Here is a 19,884-nt window from a genome sequence, read left to right on the forward strand (position 1 = left end):
GCCTAAAGGTTAGATACGGGCGGCGTCTGTTGCTCAAAAAACGCACGAAATGCTTTGGTGTAGGAATTGTTCCGGGAGAGGAGGACTTTGTCCTGTTGGCTTCTTTTTTCTACCTGTAAGTTTGATTCTGGGGGGAGGTGGTCTTGGTCGTACGTCTTATAAATTTTGTAATGGGTTGCTTGCTTTCCTATATATTTCTTGCAGAGTCGGCACTCGCTGTCTGTGTTGACAATGACTATAAATATGAAGTGACATTTCCAAGCACGCTTAGGATCTCATCCGTTCCCATTGGAGGGGTGTTGGCGCAGACGGCATGGCAGAGCCCTCTCAGTAATGCCATACGTTGTGACATAGGAGATATACTCTTATATGAAGAAAAAACGGGCATGGAGATGTCCGGAATTCCTGGCGTGTATAAGACAAACGTTGAAGGCATTGGTATGAGATTCCTACTGGGAAATAGAGGAATACCATTGCCTTTTTCCAGGGTTTTCTCTCGTTCTGGGTCTGTGGATCGTACGATAGTGATTGAGCTTGTACGCATAGGTGCTGGAGTCGGGAAAGAAAGGATAGAGTCCGATCTCCACATTGAGATCGGCCAGGAGGGTGGAGGGGCGAGTGGTAAAGTTGCGACATATAAGGGAAAGTTATCATTTGACGTAATTGGCAATAATTATATGATGTGTTCTGCCGGAAATCTGAGTTTAGATGTGCAGTTGGGAAGGTTTTTTGTTGGGCAAGTAAAGTCCGGTAGTGCTGCTCCAAAATCATTTTCTTTTGATGTCTCTTGTACTGGTGTACCGGCCGGAAAGCCGCTTCCGGTAAAAGTATATTTTGTCGGCGACTCTCCATCTGCCGGTACTTTAAATCTTTCAGGTAGGGGAGGTTCTGGGGTGGCTAAAGGCGTAGTAATAGGGTTGGAAAATGATAAAGGGGTTGCTTTACCTTTTGATAGGGCTAATGCGGTACCAATCGAATGGCAGAATTCTCAACCGTTAGGAGAGGTCTACCGCTTCAATGGACTGGCGAAGTATATTCCGAGAGGGGGAGACATACAGCCCGGTGTGGCGAATGCGGTAATGACAATGGTCTTGGAATACAACTAGTACCTTGTTTGCGTTGGTATGTGGAGTGAAGTTCTGGCTTTTGCCGGTTATGATAGCGTGAGTAAAGAATAAAAGGCTGTTTACAGCTCACCTTCTTGTGCCGGAGCGGAGTGGATCGCAGCTAAGAGGACCCTACTGTACGCCGGCTGCGCGCCTCACATGCTTTGATGTAAGAATTGTCTGAGTGGGTGCAAGGTTTTGTCCTATTGGCTTCGTTTTTTTAATCTGTAAGCTGATGGGGTTGATCCTGAAAGGTAGTGGTCATGAGTGTGCGTATTTTTAGTTTTGTAGTGGCTTGCTTGTTTTTATATATTTTTCCTGTGGAGTCGGCGCATGCTAAGTGTTCGGATAAGCTCAAAGCATTTGATGTGACATTTCCAAGCTCGGTTAGAATTTCATCTGTTCCTATTGGGGGAGTGCTGGCGCAGATAAAATGGTACACTCCTGGCGATTATTTCTTTGGCTGTGTGGACGGAGATGTCATATCGTATGAAGAAAAAACGGGTATGGAAATGTCCGGGATTTCTAAAGTATATAAGACCAACGTTGAAGGGGTTGGTATAAGGTTTGTGTTAGGTATGTACACAAAACATACATTGCCTTATTCTTTTGTTTTCCATCCGCCGATGGTGGCCGAAACTACTATTGTAATTGAGTTAGTACGCACAGGTGCGGGGGTTGGAAAAAATAGGCTAGAGTTCGATTTGGACATTGAGGCCGTAGAAGTTGGAGGTTCAGGGCTGAAACTTGCGTCATATAAAGGGAAGGTGTCAACAGAGTTGACTGAGAACAATTACATGATATGTTCTGCCGGAAATCTAAATTTAGATGTCCACTTGGGGAAAGTTTTTGTCGGACAAGTGAGGTCCAGTAGCGCTGCGCCAAAGTCATTTTCTTTTGATGTTTCTTGCACTGGTGTACCTGCAGGAAAACCTTTGCCGGTAAAAGTATATTTTGACGGTGACTCTCCAGCCGCTGGTACTCTAAATCTTTCGGGTAGGGGAAGTTCTGGGGTGGCTGAAGGTGTTGTAATTGGGCTAGAAAACGATAAGGGGGTTGCATTACCTTTTGATAGGGCTAACGCCATACCAGTCGATTGGCAGAGTTCTCAACCGCTAGGAGAGGTCTTCCGCTTCAATGGACTGGCAAAGTATATTCCAAAAGAGGGAAATATTCAGCCCGGTGTGGCTAATGCGGTAATGACGATGGTCTTGGAATACAATTAGCACTTTGTTGTGCTGTGTATATAGGATAAAGCTTACCTTCCTGAAGTGTCAGGTTCGCTATCTCTAATATGGTTTACGCGATTTTGGGTGTTTCCGTTGCTGTCGCTATTGGTTGTTGTTTGTCTGGTAGGAAGTGCCTGTCGTATTAGTGGGTGGTTTTGACATGTCTGGCGCGAATAGCATAAAGCTCCACGATATAATTAATCCTATGGTTGGCCTGATGGGTGTACCTTGGTCTATGCCGACACATTGGTTGCCTTACGCTGCTCTATTTAATACGAATAGACAAATATAAGTTATGAAAAATCCGCGATTACGTATCATTTTAGTTGATGGCGATAGCACTCGAAGAGTGCGAGTTGAAAAAAACCTTAGCAGTTTAGGTTATCACCGGCTGGTACCGCTTTCTTCCTTTCGAGAGTTGACGGTGTTGATGGATAATGCGATCGATGTGTTTGATCTGTTGGTAATCGACGAGGAAATTCTTTTTTTTGCAGGGGTGGAACTTGACTTGGTGTTATATAATAGGGGCTGTATCAGGCATTCGTTGATTTATAATAGTGTGGGCTTATATAAGACGCAATGCTCGTGGTTGTCTGGCTGTCACTTTACAAGCTTAGAAGGGGCTGATATTCCGATTTTGGCTAGAGTTTTGAGGTGTATAGAGCATCACATGTTAGGGTATGAGATTAACAAGGGTCTCAGGTTGCGATAACGTTTGTTAGTCGTTTTTTGATTTACAATTTGTTCTGCTCAACCAGTCTTTGATGATCATTGATTCCCGCCCTCATTAGCATTCATATTGGTGAGGTCTACGTCGTACCAATCAGAATTGGTAGAGTCACGTTTACACAGTATTTAAGTCCGGTATCGCTTATTTGATTTGCGATGCGCACGAGCCTAAATTGATGCAGCATAAGTTATGCCCCGAATAAAAAGATACTTTATTGCGGCGATGATTATCAGCGGTGTGATATCGGTTAATTGTACCCAGGTCGAAAACATGGGTGGGGGAGATGCCAAGATTGCCTCATTGAGCCGAGTTCAGGTAGTCCAGGGCTTGGAGACCGGAATTATTTCGGAAATTTACGTGGGTCAGGGGGATGTGGTGGAGCAGGGTAAAAAGTATTTGGCAGTCGATCCCGTTTGCCCGAGCCCCGGCTATCGCAAAGCGTTATTGAAGGTGATCGGCCTGAAAGCGGCAATTACCCGTCTACGTTCCGTGGCTTACCAGCAGCCACTGGTTTTCGATAATATAGTTAAGCGATTTCCTATGGTGATGGACCAGGAAATCCGTATTTATAAATCAGAAAAGCGTGCACTTAATGAAAGTATCCTGATGTTGGAACGCAAATATTTAGTCTCTATGCGAGATCTTACTATTGCCGAACAGCTGGCTAATAAGGGGCGTGCTTCACCCATCGAAATGTTGCGATTGAAGCGCTCCGCCGACGATATAAAACTGCAAATTTTCGAACGTATAAAAAAACTCCAGGCTGATGCAAGCTCCGAGCTGGTGAGGTTGGAGTTGGAACTGTCGCAGGCCACCGAAAAATTGTCAGGTTGCGCGCAAGTCCGCGGCCGCACTTCAATGCACCGGTGGGGAAGCACGGTCGAGAATCTGAGCGTAGGCACTACGGGCGCATCATTCAACCCTCAGAGCACATCCTAGAATTCGTGGCGCTGGAAAGTAGCTACTAATGCTGGAGAAATGCTTTTTTCGAAGCCGTGGGTTGCCTTCTGGCGGTTACCACTGGCTTATAGGTTCTCAGCGCGGCCCAGGAACTGCCTGGCGATACCACCATGCCGACCGATAGATGGACCCTCAGGACGGTGTACAGCCACACACGCGAACCTTTTGACTGGCCTAAGTGGGGTCGCATTGCGCAATTGCATTGATACCGACCGCCCTGGCGAAAGGCGCGTTATGGCTGGCCAGACTGGAATCGAATGACGATCCACCAACCCAAAAGCCCCGCCGGAGATGATTGCCATGCTCAATACCAAACAGCAGCTGCAGGAGATGGGTGAACTCATTCAGGACATCGCCTACCTGCTTGAGGACAGTACAGATAATGCGCCCTTGGCCTTCTTAGAAGTATGTGCGAATCTGCAATTGCAGCTCTCACAGCTGATGCGCGCGACCTTCATGGCAGTGCAGCAAAAGGCTGTGTCCGACCTTTAATATTTCACCTCGTACGTCGGGGAATTTTCCGGGCGCTGACCACGCCGATCATAATGAGTCACCAACTCGTATCATCAGATGCCCGGCCCGGCCGGGCGGTTGGCCCGTCCCAGTACACACGAATCAAACGCTCATGTTCAGGCTCAGGCACCAGGTACTGCCAGCGCTGCTGTTTGACTTCCATTGATCGACGCCGCGCAGCTCACCCTCGCCCCCCGGTGCCGACCGCTGCCAATCGCCGACATGCTCGGAAATTTAAGTTTGCTCAGACTAGGTATGGCCTGGGCATAGGGTTTCGCCTCCTCTCCCAGCTCAGGGATAAGCGTATATTTACCCCGGCCTATGCTATGCAGTTTGCACCACGACCTGCTGTTTGCTGTGAGCGAAGCACAGGTGTGGCTGGACGCGAACTAGCACGCTGACTGACGGCTTGATTCATCTTCACTCTCTTAGAATTTATATTTTGCACGTCATCGCAAAAAGCTATAGAAATTAGACTTTAACAATCAAATTGGTTGCGCTAAGCTAAAATAGCTAACAGGAATTGTAGCTCCCATCCTGCAAAGGAACGCAAGTATAACTCTAGTCTGTTCTCAAATTATTTTCTTTGCAGGTCAAATGACTTTTTGCCAGCGGCACCATGTCCGGGCAAGTGGTTCGAAGCTTATGAAAGCTTAAACGTATTAATAACCGTCCGCCATTGATCGTTTTCTTATGGCGGGATTTTGTTTGCGCCTATCACTTTATTCGAGGGAAATCGACTGTATAAGCCTTGGCGTCTATAGCTTGATTGTTTTCTCATGGCGCTTGTACTTCATGCGCGAGGTATGTTTTATTTTTTAGTTGCGAAATCAATACAAATCTTATCTTCAAGAGTGCGGGAGAAGAAAATGCGTAATGTGTTGTCGCAATTCATCCAACAAGCCGCCGATATCCCAGAAACGTTGCCGTCATTCATGGTGATGCCAGAATGACTTATCAACAGTTGAACCAGGAAAGCGACAGGTTGTGCGGAGTATTGCAACAAGCAGGCGTCAATTCCAGCCACACAGTTCCCTTGATAGCACAGCGTACGCCGGAGCTTATCATTGGAATCTTGGCAATAGCCAAAACTGGTGCTGCTTATATCCCGGTTGATATTCAACCTGGAGCCAAGTTCCGCTTGGGCGCCGGGCCGTACGACATGGCGACCGGATTACCGAGGTACAGTTATGAAATTTCAGCAGCAGCTGAGGGGATGCGCCACCAGGTGACCGATAAATCGCACCTCATGGGGCCAAAGGGTCGACATTTTTGGGTGTATGACATTACCAATGAATCCACTATGCCTGTGTTAATCACCCTGACCAAAAATGGCACGCCCTTCCGTCCCTTGGCCTGACCGTGTCGCGCGTTACGCGTAACGGGGATCGCGACAAAAACACCCCAAAAAGATCGACATGTCGAGTCCAAAGCCCGGGGCTTGGGTCTCCCGCATCGTGGGCTACCTACTGGTGGTCACCACCGCATTACTGATCAGCAGCGTCGCCTGAGAATTGCTAAGCGGGACTACCCTGTCGACCAACAAATGGCCCCCGGACAGTGTACACCGTCGCCGGTGAGCCGTTTAAATACTGGGCGTCAGTGGGTATCGCATTGCGCAATCGCGCTGGCCCTGGGGGCTTGGCGGCAGGTGCGTTCTGGCTGGCCACGCTTGAGCCCACTGGCGCGGCACTAACCAATAAACGTCACCGGAGATAATGACCGTGCTCAACACCGCTCACATCAAACAGCAGCTGCCGGAGATGGGTGAACTCGTCCAGGACATGGCCAAACTGCTCAAGGACGGTACCGACGACGCGCCCTTGGCTTTTTTGAAGCCTGTGAGGATCTGCAACTGCAGGTCACGCAGCTGATGCGAGCTTCCTTCCTGGCCGTGCAGCAAAAGCCTGTGCCTGAGCTTTAATACTTCGCCTTGCACGCTGGGGAATCCGTACGCAAAGCATTCATCCGGAATCACCGGAAGTCCCGGAAAATTACGGCCATTCATCAAATTTGGTTGACACAAGTGTCACCTTGTATATGATTGCAGGTGAGCGCGAAACCAGTGGCCTTCAGCGGCAATGACTGGCGTAGGAACCCCGGCGATGGCTGAACATCGGCGTAGGGTGAGACCTCCACACCCCTGCTTGAGGGTGTGTATATGAATATCAAGCTTCAAATTTAAGGGCTACTTTCATGAGTAGCCCTTTTTCTTTGCTCTCAGAAAAGCGTGTAGCGCTTGTATAACAGTTCGCCATGGCGATGCTTATTGAGCGATTTGGCGTCCGTGTGCATAAAGTTCCAGAGCATCTGGCCCTCGAAGAACACGACGCTTACGAGCATCTGCCGCTTCGACTCATATGCTCCGATGAAAGCCAGGCGGTCACTACCGTCTGTGAACGCAACTTTCCAGACCTCCAGCGGGCCTGTGAGCGTATCCAAGGCCAATCTTACGTAGCGCTCACGGGCATCCAGCCGTTTTTCAACGATGTGATGGATGCTGCTGCGCAAGATCGTCACAACACCCATAGGCGTCTCGACGGTTATGGACAAGATCGCAGGGTCAATGAACCCCAGATGGAGAGCTGTCACCTCGATGGCATCTTCATGTGTGGTCGCCGCGGTAACTTCCTCAAGAGCGTGTGTACGCAGCTCGCGCTCTAACGTACGCAAGTCGGGAAGACTGCTATCAATCCACGTGGGTTGGCCTTTTACTTCAGAAATCTTGGGTAGGAGAGGGTCCGTGCTCAAACGTCGTAGCTCGATTTGGAGGTTGTCAGGTCATCATTGTGCCATGTCTAGAAAAAGACGTTTGTAACAGCCCGGCGCAATCGACCAGGATAAGGACTTGATGTATCCCCTGATGATATTTGCTTAGGGTACGTTTTTTAGATTTCTGTAGGTGCCCCTTCAATACTTCATCTTGTACGTCGCTTAGTCCTCCGGCCGCTGGCCCCGTCGCGCGCAGTCCGTGCACGCCTAAGCCCACGACCTTAATACCCGCCGCGTGCGCCCATCGTGCCACCACCTTATAGATCCCATTATCCGTAACGGCCTCGCCGGTGGTACAGCCACGGATCGAGCGAAAAAGCTGGCAGTTACCTGAGTCTCGTTGACTATCGCGTTCTAGGTACTCATGAATGCGCTCGGCCGCAACCGGGTGCAACGGCAAATAGCTGGTCTTACCGCCTTTCCCTCTCACCTGCAGGTGTTTGATTTGCAGGTCGCCAGTCATCAGCTGCGCGGCTTCGTCACGGCGCAGGCCGTGTTAGAGCAGCACCGCCAAAATGGCGCGGTCGCGGATCCCCTTCAACGTCCAGCCGTCCGGCGCCGTCAGCAGCAATTTAGCCTAGTCATCACCGAGTGCTGGCGTCTTGCCTTCGTTGATTTCGATCCTGCGCCGTTTTACCCCGTGCACAGAGTTGCCGCCGGCGACGGCGTTGTTCTCCAGGAGGTGAGCGAACAGGCTGGCCAGCGCCGCCAGTCTGCGCCGGATGGTGGCCCCGGCCAGGCCTCGGGCTTCCAGCTGGGCACGCCAGGCCAGTACGTGCGCGCGGGTGACCGCGCGGAATTCCTCGGCGCCGGTGAGCCCGACAAAGCTGCAGAAGTCTTCCAGGTCGTTTTGGTACGCGCGGCGGGTGCGCTGGTTATCGATATTGGCGAACCATTCCACCGCTGTCGGCACACCGGCCAGCTGCTGGAATTCGATGGCGCTAAGACGACGTTCGCTGGCCGGCATTAGCATGGCCGGAGACTGGGGAAGTGAGGTCGTTCATCGTATGCCCGGTCCTGCCGGTCGACCTGCAGCGTGCTCAGCCTCAACCTATTCCCAGTATTCGCGAATCAGCCGCTCGTGTTCAGGTTCGGGCACCAGGTGCTGCCAGCGCTGCTGTTCCACGTCCATTTGATCGACGCCGCGCAGCTCGTCCCCGATCGCGGCGCCGGCCGCTGCCAATCGCCGGCGCGCCCGGTACCAGAACCCATCGGATGAGGTGTAGTGATACAGCGGTATCACGGGCACCTGGTGCGTGCACCACAGCCGCCACAGCACAGCCAGGCCAATTCCCTGCCGCTGATGCTCAGGCTGAATTTCCAGCATGTTGATGTACAGCCGATCGCCCAGCGGATTGATGCCGTAATCGACGTGGCCCACGCGTTGGCCATTGACCTCGATGACGTCCAGGTAGTCGGTACCGGGAAAGACAAAGTTGCCACGCGGGGATTCTTGCCGGCGATTGACCAGGAGCACGCGCTCTGCCTGCTCATCAGGTCTTTCGTCGCGTGTCTACGGAAAAGGTCCTGCACCAGCGCAAAAATCGACATACGGCCTACCCTGCTCATTTGGGACGATAACCTATTTTATCACGACTTATCAGGCGGGCGAGCAGCGTGGTGGTTTATGTCGTTAAATGACCGAAGTCAGTATTTTGTTCTCGTTACAAGCTAAAGCGGGTTGATTAGTATTGGGGGGTTTAAGGTCGGCTTCAACCAAATCGATCAGCGAGGTCGACCTCGTGAATGTCAGGTAGTCAAAGGTGTAGACATGAGGGGTAACAAAAGGCCCGCACGTGCGGGCCGTCGAGTATCGAGAGGGAGCGAAAGCTCGACCGAGGAAGTATAGGCCAGGGAAGCATTACCAATGTGAGCAAAACGCTGACAAAGAAAAGCCGCATTTATCGGCCAACTTTTTCAGAGTTCTGCTCCTTTTTCTGAGCTAGCCAATCAATGGCTGATAACAACAACACCCCATCAGCTGGGCCCTCAAGCTTTACGGAGCTGCCAGTCGTGTTGTCTCTAATTATGACGGTCGGAGTGGCCGTAACCCCGGCTTTGATGGCCTCATCGGCCTGTTGGCCGACATGCTGTGCGATCACTTTGTCGGTGGCTGCACAGGACAACAGGGCCTGGTTAGTAACACCAACAACGTTCAGATCCCCTTTGAAACCCTGACCGTTACTACGGGTCCGGTCAAAGATTTGGTCAATGGCTTGCCAGAAGGAAGGCGCGCCACCAAGCACACCCGCACATTCAGCGAGCTTGGCTTCGTGTACTGCTGCCGAACCGTGCACATCCAGTGGCAGGTGATGCCACTGCAGGTTTACATTCTTCTGCTGCTGTATCCAGGTTTTCAACGCAGGTGTGTACGTCTTGCAGTAGGGACACTCTAGGTCCGCGAACTCAGTCACAGTCCAGCGTGCTTCGGAAGGGCCAAACAACCACGGGCCTGTGTTGTGCTGGGCTGGTATCTCACTTCGAGTGAGGGCTAAGCAGGCCATCGATGTGCCTGCCAAAACGCACCCCAGCATCACCCAATATTTGCGTAGGCCTGTCATGCCCGAGCCTCGGCTGGCTTCGATGAAAGAAGCGCTTGTTTACGAAGGGCCTCAAGCAGAGCGTTCTCAGCATTCTCGGGTTGTGGGTGCTGTCGCAGCCAGTTGGCTAACACCGCGTGAAGTTGGGACTCGATGTCACGACGATCCACCGCACGAACCAAAACCTGTTGCAGTTGCTCTATCAAAACGGGGGCACACACCTCAAGGGTTTGAAGGGCGTCTTCACCCGGTTGTTCAAGCAGCTGGGTCAGACTTTCTATCAGATTCTGGGTCAGGGAATTCAATGCTCTCATGCTTGGCGCTCCAAGGCCGTGACTTGTTCGGGGAAAGTAATGATGTGAGGTTCGATACCGCGATAGCGGTCAAGCGTTGCAGCAACTTCAATGGCGGCATCGAGCTCGCTGCAGCCTTTGGCTTGCATGATGTCGAAGCGTTGCTTTTTCTCTTCCGGCTCGGTCATGGCCAGGGCCAGGTACAAACTCGGTGGTACCGCCCGGAATAACATTTCCATGCTTTTTGACAACACGACGCCCTCGGTGAATTTGCCGCTTTCTTTACGCGCTGACAGCATCATCGACTTCTGTGCAGGAGTCAGTTCACGAAACCGCGCGATCTTCTCCACCTCATCAGGTGGCATGTTTAAGCACATCCACCATTCGATCATGTTGAGCAGGGCTGAGGCCTCTGGCGGCACGTCGTCAACGTTCTGGGTGGCCATCCAGAACCAGGCGCCGAGCTTTCGCCACATTTTGGTGATCTTGACGGAGTAGGGGGATAGGAGTGGGACCTTCAACTGGATGTGGCCTTCGTCGGTGAAGCAGATCAGCGGGCGGCCTTTAAACTGGTCACGCTCGGCGATGTTGTTGACGGTGTTGAGCAGGGAAATATAAGCAATGGCCATCTGTGCGCTATAGCCTTCTCGCGCATAGGTGGCCAGGTCAACAATGGTAATGTCCGCTTCAGGCCACGGGGTGCCAGGACGGTTGAACATGTCGCCTTCGGTGCCCATACAGAACATGGACAAGGCTTCCGCCATCTCCAAGAATCGTGTGCTTCGGGCGTCTGGAATACCGGGCTCGAGTCCCATTTCTCGCAGCGCTTCACGGATATCTTCGGGCAGAACGATACGTTGTTCCGTCACGCATTTTTTCGCTGCATTCAGTATGCATTGGCGGATGGCGCTACGGTCGGCACGAGTAAGACGGGCATCCTCTTTTTCTTCACCACCGGTGATCATCAGCCTGGCCGCAATTTCCATCTCACCCAGGATGTCGCGTTGTTCATCCTCGGTCTGGCTAGTCAGGTGTTCGTCCGACGCCTCAAGATCATCAGCTTTGAGAATCTTCACGTTCTGGGTGGGTTCGATGAGCTTCACAGCATCAGCGAACGGCGCGAGGCTGACACCTGATCCAGGGGCAAGACGAACCCGGTTTACTGTCAAACCCAACTTTTTGGCGAAATCACCGAGTAACCCAAAGCTGTTGCCAGCTTCCACAATGAACAGGCGTGGCCGATAGATGGCAATGATTTGGCTAAGGATGTTTGTCGCGCTGGCCGATTTACCTGAACCCGTAGGCCCGAAAATGAACAGATGCGCATTCATCTGCCGGTCCAGCTTGTTCAGCGGGTCGAAGGTTATCGGCGCTCCCCCACGGTTAAACAGGGTAATACCCGGGTGCCCGGTTCCGGTCGACCTACCCCAGACGGGGGCAAGGTTCGCAATGTGTTGGGCGAACATCAGTTGTGCGTACCACTCCAGTGCTTTGCGCGCATTGGGGTCGAAGTTGCCGGGTAGCCATCTAAGGTAGGAGTTCAGCGGTGCCACTTCATCCCGAGGTTCCACCGGCTCCATGCCCGCACCCAGCAATGCGCTGCTGAGTTGCAAACTGCGTTCGTGCAGCTGGGCATCGTCTTTACCCCGCAGGTAAAACGCTACGCTACCTCGGTACAGCTTGTGCTTGCGCCCGAGCAACTGACGGGCGGTGGCGACGTCTTCGCGTGTCAGGATCGAGGCTTGAGTGTCTCCAACTGCCTTGCGTGAAAGCTGTTCCAGATGCCCTTCGAGAATGTCCTGCGGGGTGATCACGAGAGTGATACAGAGAATGGTGTCCTCTGGCATTTTGTCGAACAACGCGTTGAGCGCATCACCGCCCTTTCGGGTTTCACCGGTTAAGTGCCCGGTCTTGGGAGCATCCCTCAAGCGGTCAAGCATCACCACCTGATGAGGAAGGCCGTCGAAATACCACAGACCTTTCTCTATATCTGACAGTGGTTCGCGATAAAACAGGTTTTGCGAGAAGTCAGTGCCGCTGGCGAGCGGCAGCTCGCCCTCTGCAGCAGCAGGTGCTTGCTTGCACACCAATTCGTAGAAGCGGCGAATATCTGCATCGGCAGGGCCAAGATGATCGGGACGTGGATTGAACCAATGAATCAGCCAATGGCGGATGGCGTGGCCATCCATGCGATGGGTTTTAATGCCGGCGTTCGCCAAGCCGCCCACCAAGCGATCACATATGATTTTCAGGTAAGGACCTGGCGCCTGGCCTCGCACATCCGCTTGCGCGCCTTGGGTACGGCGGTAGACAACAACACGGACGCGGCGCTGCTGGCCCCTCCAGGGCAGTTGGCTGACCTTGGTGTCTTCAAACAGCCCGCCTGGTTTGGAGATGGATTCCAGGTGTTGCTTCATCAGCTTCAAATAAAGCTCGGTAAATGCACTGCCTTGTGCGCGTGGTTGAACGTAGTCATGCAGTTGCTGAAGGTAATCGTCCCAGCTGGTTTCGTCCTGGGCATAGAGCTGAACCACCCAGGGTGAGGTTTCAAGCTCGTCGAAGGAGTCCTGGAGGGCGTTTTCCAGGGCGTCGCGGGCCTTGCGTAACCATTCGGGATCCCGACCTTCAGTACCAATCGGTGTCAGCTCAAAAAATGCAGCGCGAGACACCCCGTCTTCCAATAGCATGGCTTTTTCCGCAGGTAGGTAATCCACCCAGGGCAGCAAGTCTACGAAGGAGGGATTGACGTCGTATAGACGGTCAGCATCAGCGGTCGTGGCTGGTTTTTTCTTTGGATTACGCCAATCGCTCGGCGAGGGAATACCCATGGCCGCAAGGCGCTCGTAGTAACGCTCAATCGCGGCCTCAAACGTCTCGGTTGCTGATCCCTGCACGTCGTCAGATACCGGCGCACCTGGTGTTACGCCAGGCTCCACACGCTCTGACGCCCGCCGCGTTTTGAATCGTTCAAAAAAACCCATCAATATGCCTCCGTGCGTTCGCCAGGCATGGCGTATTGCACCCGCTGATACAGGGGAAACACCGTGGTGTAGCCTGGGATCGGTGCTGGGTCTGAACCCGCTAAATGAGGAAAGACGTACATCACCAGGTCGGGATTGGGTAGGCGTTTAAATTGGCTGTAGATCTCGTTTTGTGCGGTACGTGTGAACCTGGTGTTGTCTGTTTCCCTCGTCTCAAGAGGCCGACGAAGATCTTGGCGTGCATCGAGCAATTGGCGGCTGCTCGAGCTGCTTGAGCCGCTGGAACCTTGATCCCAAACGTCCATCATTGTGCGGTCCCCATGGGGGAGTAATTCGTCTTTGTTGGTGGAACATGCCGAGGCGAGTAGGGCGATGGCCAGGTATGCACCTAGTTTTAAGCCATGATTAGTCAAGCGCAGTCGAAACATGACGGGCTCCTGAGCGATAGTTGACCTTGCGGCCATTGAGTTCGTAGTCGATGGTCAGTTGCTGGTCCAGGTGCACAGCTATCTTTGCACCGGGTTGTACATACACCGCTGCGAAGGCTTGCCCGTAGAGTTTGTTGACCCAGCTGGAGACGTCATTGACGCCCTGGCCAATGATTTTGCCCATGGCTTCACTGCCCGAGCCGCCGACAGAACCGATGGTCCCGGACTGAGGGTTTATAAAAGATCCGCTGTTTCCATCTGACTTGATGAGGGAGGCAGCACCCGCGCCGGCGGCGGTAATCAGTACCTGCGAGCCAATGTATTGCGAGGCGTTGCTTTTGCGGTCACCACTGATGCAAGGGATGCCATAAGCATCGCTTATCCAGCCCAGGCCACCCTGAATGGTGGTTTGGTTGCCATTGTTCTGGTTGTTACTATTTTGACTGCTATTCGTTTCTTCTTGAGGTTGTGGCAGCGTGCGCACAGTGCCGTCATTGAAGACGAACGTCAGGCTTTTGATCTGACCGCGTACGCAAGACAGGGTCCAATCGCCGGAAGCCGTTCCGCTGGCCACCGCGCCGGCGACGTCGGGCAGGTCGATGCCGTTGGCTGTGAGATTGTCCGGCCCGATCAATACCTTGAACGGGTAGGGGTCGTTTACAGTGCCGTCGATGGGTACCCGGCCGATCAGCGCGGACATGGCCACCGAACCCATCAATGTCGAGTTCTGCGGCAAGGTGTACACCTTACGCACCTGTTTGCGGGCCTCCTGTGGCGAGATTTCATTCGCAACACTTTGAGCGCCCGTGCGCAGTGCATTTTGACCTCGGTCCACGGACTCGCCAAAAGAGGTCGGGAAGTTGAAACCGCTTGCCGTTTGATTTGACCCTGCAGCGAGGGGTTTGCCGTTGATATCGACCGGCGTTGCGTCCTGCGGCTCTATCCAAACAACGTCCGCGCCAGGCCCGCCTTTGAAGGCTTGACCGTCACCGGGCTGAACGCCGAAGCCGATCGGCAAATCAGACCCAGACTCATTGCCACTGCCTGATTTGTTGCTCAGGGTATTGTATTGCTGCTGCAGCGTGTCCAAGAGGGTTTGGCTCTGTTGTTGCGCCTCCTGCTTCATCGTTTGCTGAACGTTTTGCAACTTGTTATCGACGTTGAGATCGATGTTCTGCAGGCGTTTTTGCAGCTCGATGTTCTGTTGCTTGAGCTCGTCATTGTTCTTCAAAGCATTGGAGACTTGGTCCTTTAGTTGTCGGCTTTCAACGACAATGGTGCGCAATGTGTCGCCAGGCGTATCACCGTCAACACCCAGCTTCTTCGCCTCATCCGTACTGAGTGCGACTGTTTCTGGTGCATGGATTTGTTGTTCCGCACTGCCGCGGCTGAACAATTTAACCACGACGAAAATTGCTAGGATCGCGAACGGGATGACCAGGAATTTAATCAAAGGATTATTCTTCACGGCGGGCTCCCTTCGGATCGATCTGGCTGATGGCAGCCGGCAACAACGATTCGGCTAGACCGTGGCCACGGGTCACCAGGTAGACCGTCGAGGTATCGCTGGCATCACCCTTGGCGCCAAGGTAGGGATGCTGAAAAGTCGCGGTGACAAAGTCACCCATCAGGTCACGCGGATCCAATGTGAGGTTTTGGGCGCTCGTGTTACGTAGCTTAACCGCCGTGACCCAATACTCGTCTAACCGCCACGACCCCAACGCATAGGCTTCGACCGGCAATGTCGGCATTAGGGTGGTGAGGTCCAAACCGCGCTTCAGATTGATCTGAGCAATCCCCTCCACGGGCTCAACGGTGCGTAGGGGCGCGTAAAGCATCTGTGCGGCATAGCGCGTCATGACCACCGGAAGTGGGGTCTCACGACGCGGTTTCGGCGCGTCCTCATCCTCCTCGGTTTGAGCGCTGGCTTGGGCCGTGGAAGAAGTTGCATGGTTGCTTATAGGTTTGGCGTTGACTTGGCCGTAACGCGGGGCGGGACTGTCCCCGGCTACAATTTTAGCCGGCTCGGGTGCGACCTGATTCGGTTTCCCTACCGTTGCGATGATATCCACGAGCATGATCTCACCTGAGTTCATGTTCTGCAGCTGTAAGCGAGTCGGTTCAATCGGCTCTTTCGCCAACAGGTAGAGGGCTCCACCGGTGCTCTGCACGCGCAGTTTGTCGACGAGGTTACGAGGCAGACCCACCCGTACGTTTTGGTCCACAAAGACAATACGCTCCCGACCCACGATCAAGGGCAGTGCTATAGGGATTCGATCCCAGCGCAGGATTTCGACGGCGTTGGCCAACCCGCAGAAGTGAAGGGCTAAGAGCCCGATGATCATTAGGCGGCGTGTCATCATTTGCCTCCTGCTCTGGTCGTTTCTGCGGAGACTTCGATGCGTTGTGGATTACTGCTATAACAGTCCCAGGCCAGGCCGAACGGGTTTTTTTCGGGATCGACGTCAGATCGGATAATTCGTAATGGATAGCGAGCAAATGCCCGCTTTACGCGCTCCCCGCCGTAGTGCTCGTCAGCGGTGATATCCAGGTTGACGGTCCAGTCATTGATGCTGTGCTGTTCAATATGTTGCTCAGATTTATCGTCGATGCCTCTGCCTGGAATTTCAAATACACCCCGTTCACGTTTGCGCAGTTCCCCGCTATTGCGGCGTAGCTCGAAATCTTTCTGCAAGTAGGCTTTGCAGCTGGGTGTCAGGTAGCTTTCCAAGCGGGTAATGTTGTCCTCGTAGTCGGTTTCACCATCAACGGGCCAACGGTTCATTTGCTGAAAAATGTACAGACCGAAGGCGTATACCGACTCCGGTGGAATATCCCACCACTTACGGGTGCTACCTGAACGTAGATCTGGAGGTACATGAACAGTTAGGTCACGCGGTGCGCTCTGCCAGCCATAAGCCATGTACAGACCCAGGGCAATGAGAAGGCCAATGACCATGCGCAGGCTGTTGATGTGGGCCAGTTGGGCGTCTACTTTTTTACGGTAAGTCATTGAACCTCCGTTCGATGACAGGTCCACGCACCTGTACGAGTAATCAGCAGGGCTTTATTCCAGGTCGGAAAAAACCGCGCGATGTTCAATTGCATCTGGCGGTATAGCCATGTATCAGGTCGACCGCGTTTCCACCGACGCAAGAAACGACTGGCAAGAAACAGCCCTAGAACAGCACAGAGCATGGCGGCGCCGATGATAAGTGCCCAAATCTGGGTCAATATCGCGGCCGGAATACCGATAACCAGCCCTGCGCCGGTACTTAACGCCAAGGTGGCCCACATTTCGTCAGCGGTAAGGCCGCCCATGATGACTGGCTGATTGTTCAATCGCACTGGAAGGAAGATCAGGGTCCCATCGTCTGAGAGTTCTGTCATGGCCACGGCTCTTTAAAGAATATTTGTAGCCTTGGTGACCAGAAAAATGGCGACCCCGAGGATGGCGACGCCAACTGCGGCTGTCGCCCCCAGATCTCCCCATTTCTTCTTGCCAAGTTGAATTTCGTGGTAGGTGCCGAAGGCATGCCAAGCAACGCCACTGAAAATGACGGCGCAGATGATGAGGCCAAGCAAAGAAAAACCGTCAAAGGCGTAGTTCTGCATGGTTTGCATCAGGTTAGAGCCTTCCCCTCGGGTAGGAGGCTGAGACTGCGGAAGTGCCGCCATGGTCAGTTGGGGGAGAGCAAGTAACCCGATCAGCATGCGGCCCGGTTTTAAAAAAGTAGTCATGGTGTAACTCCCATAGGGTCAACTAAGAACAAATGTGGTGAGGATCATGCAAAGCAGTAGGATGCGGACGACTGAGGTCGAGGCAATCGTTCGATCAAGGTTGCCAGTGGCCCATCCTCGGTAGCAGCTCCAGATAGCCCAGGCGCCCCACATAAAGATGATGGCAACAGCGACGCCGACGAAAAACAGGTAGCTCGTCGAGGCAGGGAATCCTCCCGCCGCTTGGAACGCAGCAGCCTGAGCGCCGCTCATGCTCATGGCTTGCGTCCTTCAGTCGTGTATTGGCCTGACAGCTCAACAGGATCACGAGGCTGGGCTCGGGTTGGGGTGAGATAGCCCTCCAACCCATGACGAATTCGGGCGATATCACCTGCTAGGCGCTGGTAATCGAAGAAGTAACGCTTGCCAGGTTCGTCGGCCACTTGTGCGCTACGACGCGCAGTGTCCTCCAAGGCATTTAACTGGCGGATCATCACATCCAGGTTTGCCTGTTCGGAGGCTGAAGCAGCGGCCGCATGAGAGACGGGCAAGCTGCATCCAAAAAGTACGATGAGGCCTGGCAAGGCAAGTCGGCAAGTGAGTGCAGTGAGACGCGGGTACTGGATCACGGCTGGGCTCTAGTCATTCCTGATGCCGTCAGCTTGCCGTGATCAAGCTATGGTCGCCGCAAGAAAACCATATTCAGGGCTGTAAGGATTTCTTCTGGCGGTACCGACTCCATCATTCACAGTGGATAGGGCGTTTGAAGAACAGCAGATACCCGGTGGGCAAGGCGAATCCGTAGGCCCATCCTTGGGCGTTTTGATTGCCAACCTTGATTTCTCCTTTGACCACGGGTTGGACGCTGACCAGCTCCCAGCCTTCGCGGCCTAAATGAGCGAGGCGGTTCTGACGTTCAGAATCTTCCAGGAAACCCTGGGTGTCGGGTTCAGTGGTGGGCTCTTCGGACTTGAACATGAGGAGTTTTTTTGTTCGGACAAGGTACTGAAAAGGAGAGAACTCAGTGTGGTATTCAAATTTCTGACGGTCCATGGCGACGTCCTCAATGTGCAGAGCTTCCAGGGTTTCAATATTGAGCGCGTGCCAGCAATCTGAAATAGTTTGTTGCTAAGCGCGTGATTTCTGAGGTTGGGGTGGAGAGGTCCGAGCATCGACGTAGCGTTGCATGATAGAAAGGACCATTGAATTCAGCGCTAGAATCTTCATTCCTCGCGTCACCGCCACGTACAGCAAATTCAACTCGTCATCTTTGCGACCTTGATCGATATCGGGTGAAAGCGGGTCAGCGCTAAAGTCGTCATACAGGCTGACAAAGTCCCACTCCAGCCCCTTGGCCTTGTGCCCAGTCGTGAGTGTCACGGTGGCGTCTAGCTCGTTATCTACCGAGCGGGAACGCAAGGTTTGGATCCGCTGTGGCAGGTCCGGATAGGCTGCAATAATCTTGATCGATCGCAACATCTCCGTGTCCTGGCTTACCTCGGCTATTTCCACGTACTGTGAAAAGTCCCGGTAATCTCGCAACAGCTTGCGGTTCTGCACTTCCTGATTACGGTTGCGGCTGAACAGGTATAAATCTTCCAGGTCGCGCAGCGAGTAACTGTCGATACCGCCAACCCAGAAAATCTTGGGGTTGCTTGCGACCAGCTGCAGGGCGTTCTCGATGACGCCGGTCACGGTACGATGGATAAACGTGCGATGCGGTAGCTCTTCAGGCAGAGCCCGTTTAACCAGGGTATTGCAACCTAACCCCTGCAGCTTTCGTGTCTCACCTTTGTAAAAAAGAATGATGTTGGCCACGTGCGCGACCGCAGGGCCGAAGCGAAAGCTTTGGGTCAGGTAGTGACGTTCGGCGTCGGCCATCCAGTCGCTGTTGAGCGCGTCTTCGGCACCGCGGAAGCGATAGATCTGCTGATGGGGATCGCCGACTGCCACCTTGCGAATCCGTTGGATTTTTACTATGTCGGCAATAACCGGGTTAACGTCTTGACCTTCATCGAGAAGGATGGCGTTAAATCGTTCGCTCAGGTCCGGCTTGCTTAGCTGATACAGCTTCAGGTACGCGTCATGGGTGATCGACATTCCAGTGTCCTGCAGATCGATCATCCGGTTCCAAATAGTTTTGGCCACGTTTAAAGCACTGTTCAGGAACCGCTCCTGGGCACTGGTGAGCATTCGTTGCCCCTGGAACCTGGGAAAATGCCCACGACCCAACTCGTCGTCGGCGCTGGCCATGAAGTTGTTCAGCGTGCTGAGGACGTCCCGCACGAGCTCCCAGTCCTGGGTGTTGATGGCCCTTGCGATATCCGTCAGGCGCAAGTTGTTAGTCTGCTTGGTGGCGTACTGACTGCCATAGACTGCGTATGCGAGGCCATGCGCCGTCTTACACACCACGTTTCTGCGTGGAAAGCGACCTCTGGCAGCGAGCTCGACGGATTTGTTGTAGCAGAGGTAGAGCATTTTCACCGAGGCGTGTTGTGTGGCGTAGCCCACCAGTGTTGTGGTTTTGCCGGTACCGGCGAAAGCCTGCACCAGCAGCTTGTCAGCCGTGGAATGGATGATGGGCTGCTGTTCTTGAGTCCACTGCATGGGCA

Annotated in this window: 21 protein-coding genes and 1 pseudogene; 6 read left to right on the plus strand and 16 right to left on the minus strand. The window is 53.2% G+C overall.

Features of this window, described 5'->3' with window-relative positions; genetic code table 11:
• The first annotated feature begins 143 nt into the window (after positions 1–143).
• The 6 genes from C4J86_RS04105 (at position 144) to C4J86_RS04130 (ending at position 6,412) form a co-directional block, all read left to right on the plus strand.
• A complete protein-coding gene (locus C4J86_RS04105) occupies positions 144–1,106 on the plus strand; it encodes a fimbrial protein (RefSeq protein WP_124369561.1) in 963 nt (320 codons plus the stop codon).
• A gap of 263 nt (positions 1,107–1,369) precedes the next feature.
• Positions 1,370–2,332, plus strand: a complete 963-nt coding sequence (locus tag C4J86_RS04110) for a fimbrial protein (RefSeq protein WP_124369562.1) — start codon at positions 1,370–1,372, stop codon at positions 2,330–2,332.
• 922 nt (positions 2,333–3,254) lie between these two features.
• Positions 3,255–4,004 carry a hypothetical protein gene (locus C4J86_RS04115; RefSeq protein WP_124369563.1) on the plus strand — a complete coding sequence of 250 codons (750 nt, stop codon included), beginning with the start codon at positions 3,255–3,257 and terminating at the stop codon, positions 4,002–4,004.
• A 321-nt stretch (positions 4,005–4,325) separates the two neighbouring features.
• Positions 4,326–4,517 carry a hypothetical protein gene (locus C4J86_RS04120; RefSeq protein ID WP_256657642.1) on the plus strand — a complete coding sequence of 64 codons (192 nt, stop codon included), beginning with the start codon at positions 4,326–4,328 and terminating at the stop codon, positions 4,515–4,517.
• Between the two features lie 910 nt (positions 4,518–5,427).
• Positions 5,428–5,898 carry an AMP-binding protein gene (locus C4J86_RS04125; protein WP_218566822.1) on the plus strand — a complete coding sequence of 157 codons (471 nt, stop codon included), beginning with the start codon at positions 5,428–5,430 and terminating at the stop codon, positions 5,896–5,898.
• 358 nt (positions 5,899–6,256) lie between these two features.
• Positions 6,257–6,412, plus strand: coding sequence for a hypothetical protein (locus C4J86_RS04130; RefSeq protein ID WP_256657643.1), 156 nt, complete (start codon positions 6,257–6,259; stop codon positions 6,410–6,412).
• Positions 6,413–6,758: 346 nt separating this feature from the next.
• On the opposite strand, the gene C4J86_RS04135 is transcribed toward C4J86_RS04130, so the two are convergent.
• From C4J86_RS04135 to C4J86_RS04210, 16 genes and pseudogenes are all read right to left on the minus strand, one after another.
• Entirely contained in the window at positions 6,759–7,289 is a 531-nt protein-coding gene (locus C4J86_RS04135; protein WP_124369565.1) for a PBECR2 nuclease fold domain-containing protein, read from the minus strand.
• 25 nt (positions 7,290–7,314) lie between these two features.
• A pseudogene (locus C4J86_RS04140) lies at positions 7,315–8,283 on the minus strand (tyrosine-type recombinase/integrase).
• Positions 8,284–8,361: 78 nt separating this feature from the next.
• Entirely contained in the window at positions 8,362–8,787 is a 426-nt protein-coding gene (locus C4J86_RS04145) for a GNAT family N-acetyltransferase (RefSeq protein ID WP_256657644.1), read from the minus strand.
• A gap of 424 nt (positions 8,788–9,211) precedes the next feature.
• A complete protein-coding gene (locus C4J86_RS04150) occupies positions 9,212–9,871 on the minus strand; it encodes a thioredoxin domain-containing protein (protein WP_124369566.1) in 660 nt (219 codons plus the stop codon).
• Entirely contained in the window at positions 9,868–10,164 is a 297-nt protein-coding gene (locus tag C4J86_RS04155) for a hypothetical protein (RefSeq protein WP_032877928.1), read from the minus strand. Before C4J86_RS04155 ends, C4J86_RS04150 begins: the two co-directional genes overlap by 4 nt.
• On the minus strand, positions 10,161–13,124 hold the full coding sequence (locus C4J86_RS04160) for a conjugative transfer ATPase (protein ID WP_124369567.1): 2,964 nt from the start codon (positions 13,122–13,124) through the stop codon (positions 10,161–10,163). Before C4J86_RS04160 ends, C4J86_RS04155 begins: the two co-directional genes overlap by 4 nt.
• Positions 13,124–13,552 carry a TIGR03751 family conjugal transfer lipoprotein gene (locus C4J86_RS04165; RefSeq protein WP_124369568.1) on the minus strand — a complete coding sequence of 143 codons (429 nt, stop codon included), beginning with the start codon at positions 13,550–13,552 and terminating at the stop codon, positions 13,124–13,126. Before C4J86_RS04165 ends, C4J86_RS04160 begins: the two co-directional genes overlap by 1 nt.
• Positions 13,530–15,020 carry a TIGR03752 family integrating conjugative element protein gene (locus tag C4J86_RS04170; RefSeq protein ID WP_124369569.1) on the minus strand — a complete coding sequence of 497 codons (1,491 nt, stop codon included), beginning with the start codon at positions 15,018–15,020 and terminating at the stop codon, positions 13,530–13,532. Before C4J86_RS04170 ends, C4J86_RS04165 begins: the two co-directional genes overlap by 23 nt.
• Positions 15,010–15,912: a TIGR03749 family integrating conjugative element protein gene (locus tag C4J86_RS04175; RefSeq protein ID WP_124369570.1), complete on the minus strand. Its 903-nt coding sequence runs from the start codon at positions 15,910–15,912 to the stop codon at positions 15,010–15,012. The genes C4J86_RS04170 and C4J86_RS04175 overlap by 11 nt, the downstream gene beginning before the upstream one ends.
• Positions 15,912–16,565: a PFL_4703 family integrating conjugative element protein gene (locus C4J86_RS04180; RefSeq protein ID WP_124369571.1), complete on the minus strand. Its 654-nt coding sequence runs from the start codon at positions 16,563–16,565 to the stop codon at positions 15,912–15,914. Before C4J86_RS04180 ends, C4J86_RS04175 begins: the two co-directional genes overlap by 1 nt.
• Positions 16,562–16,942 (minus strand): TIGR03750 family conjugal transfer protein, encoded by a 381-nt coding sequence (locus C4J86_RS04185; RefSeq protein ID WP_008437403.1) that lies wholly within the window; start codon positions 16,940–16,942, stop codon positions 16,562–16,564. Before C4J86_RS04185 ends, C4J86_RS04180 begins: the two co-directional genes overlap by 4 nt.
• A gap of 12 nt (positions 16,943–16,954) precedes the next feature.
• Positions 16,955–17,293 (minus strand): TIGR03745 family integrating conjugative element membrane protein, encoded by a 339-nt coding sequence (locus C4J86_RS04190; protein ID WP_124369572.1) that lies wholly within the window; start codon positions 17,291–17,293, stop codon positions 16,955–16,957.
• Positions 17,294–17,311: 18 nt separating this feature from the next.
• The gene (locus C4J86_RS04195) at positions 17,312–17,551 is read right to left on the minus strand and encodes a TIGR03758 family integrating conjugative element protein (protein ID WP_032877922.1); all 240 of its coding nucleotides are present in this window, start codon (positions 17,549–17,551) and stop codon (positions 17,312–17,314) included.
• Complete coding sequence (locus C4J86_RS04200; RefSeq protein WP_256657715.1) at positions 17,548–17,856, minus strand: RAQPRD family integrative conjugative element protein; 309 nt, start codon at positions 17,854–17,856, stop codon at positions 17,548–17,550. Before C4J86_RS04200 ends, C4J86_RS04195 begins: the two co-directional genes overlap by 4 nt.
• A 157-nt stretch (positions 17,857–18,013) precedes the next feature.
• Positions 18,014–18,325: a hypothetical protein gene (locus C4J86_RS04205; RefSeq protein ID WP_124369574.1), complete on the minus strand. Its 312-nt coding sequence runs from the start codon at positions 18,323–18,325 to the stop codon at positions 18,014–18,016.
• A 75-nt stretch (positions 18,326–18,400) separates the two neighbouring features.
• On the minus strand, positions 18,401–19,879 hold the full coding sequence (locus C4J86_RS04210; protein ID WP_124369575.1) for a UvrD-helicase domain-containing protein: 1,479 nt from the start codon (positions 19,877–19,879) through the stop codon (positions 18,401–18,403).
• Positions 19,880–19,884 lie beyond the last annotated feature (5 nt).

The sequence above is a fragment of the Pseudomonas sp. R2-7-07 genome (assembly GCF_003852355.1).
Classification (GTDB): Bacteria; Pseudomonadota; Gammaproteobacteria; order Pseudomonadales; family Pseudomonadaceae; genus Aquipseudomonas.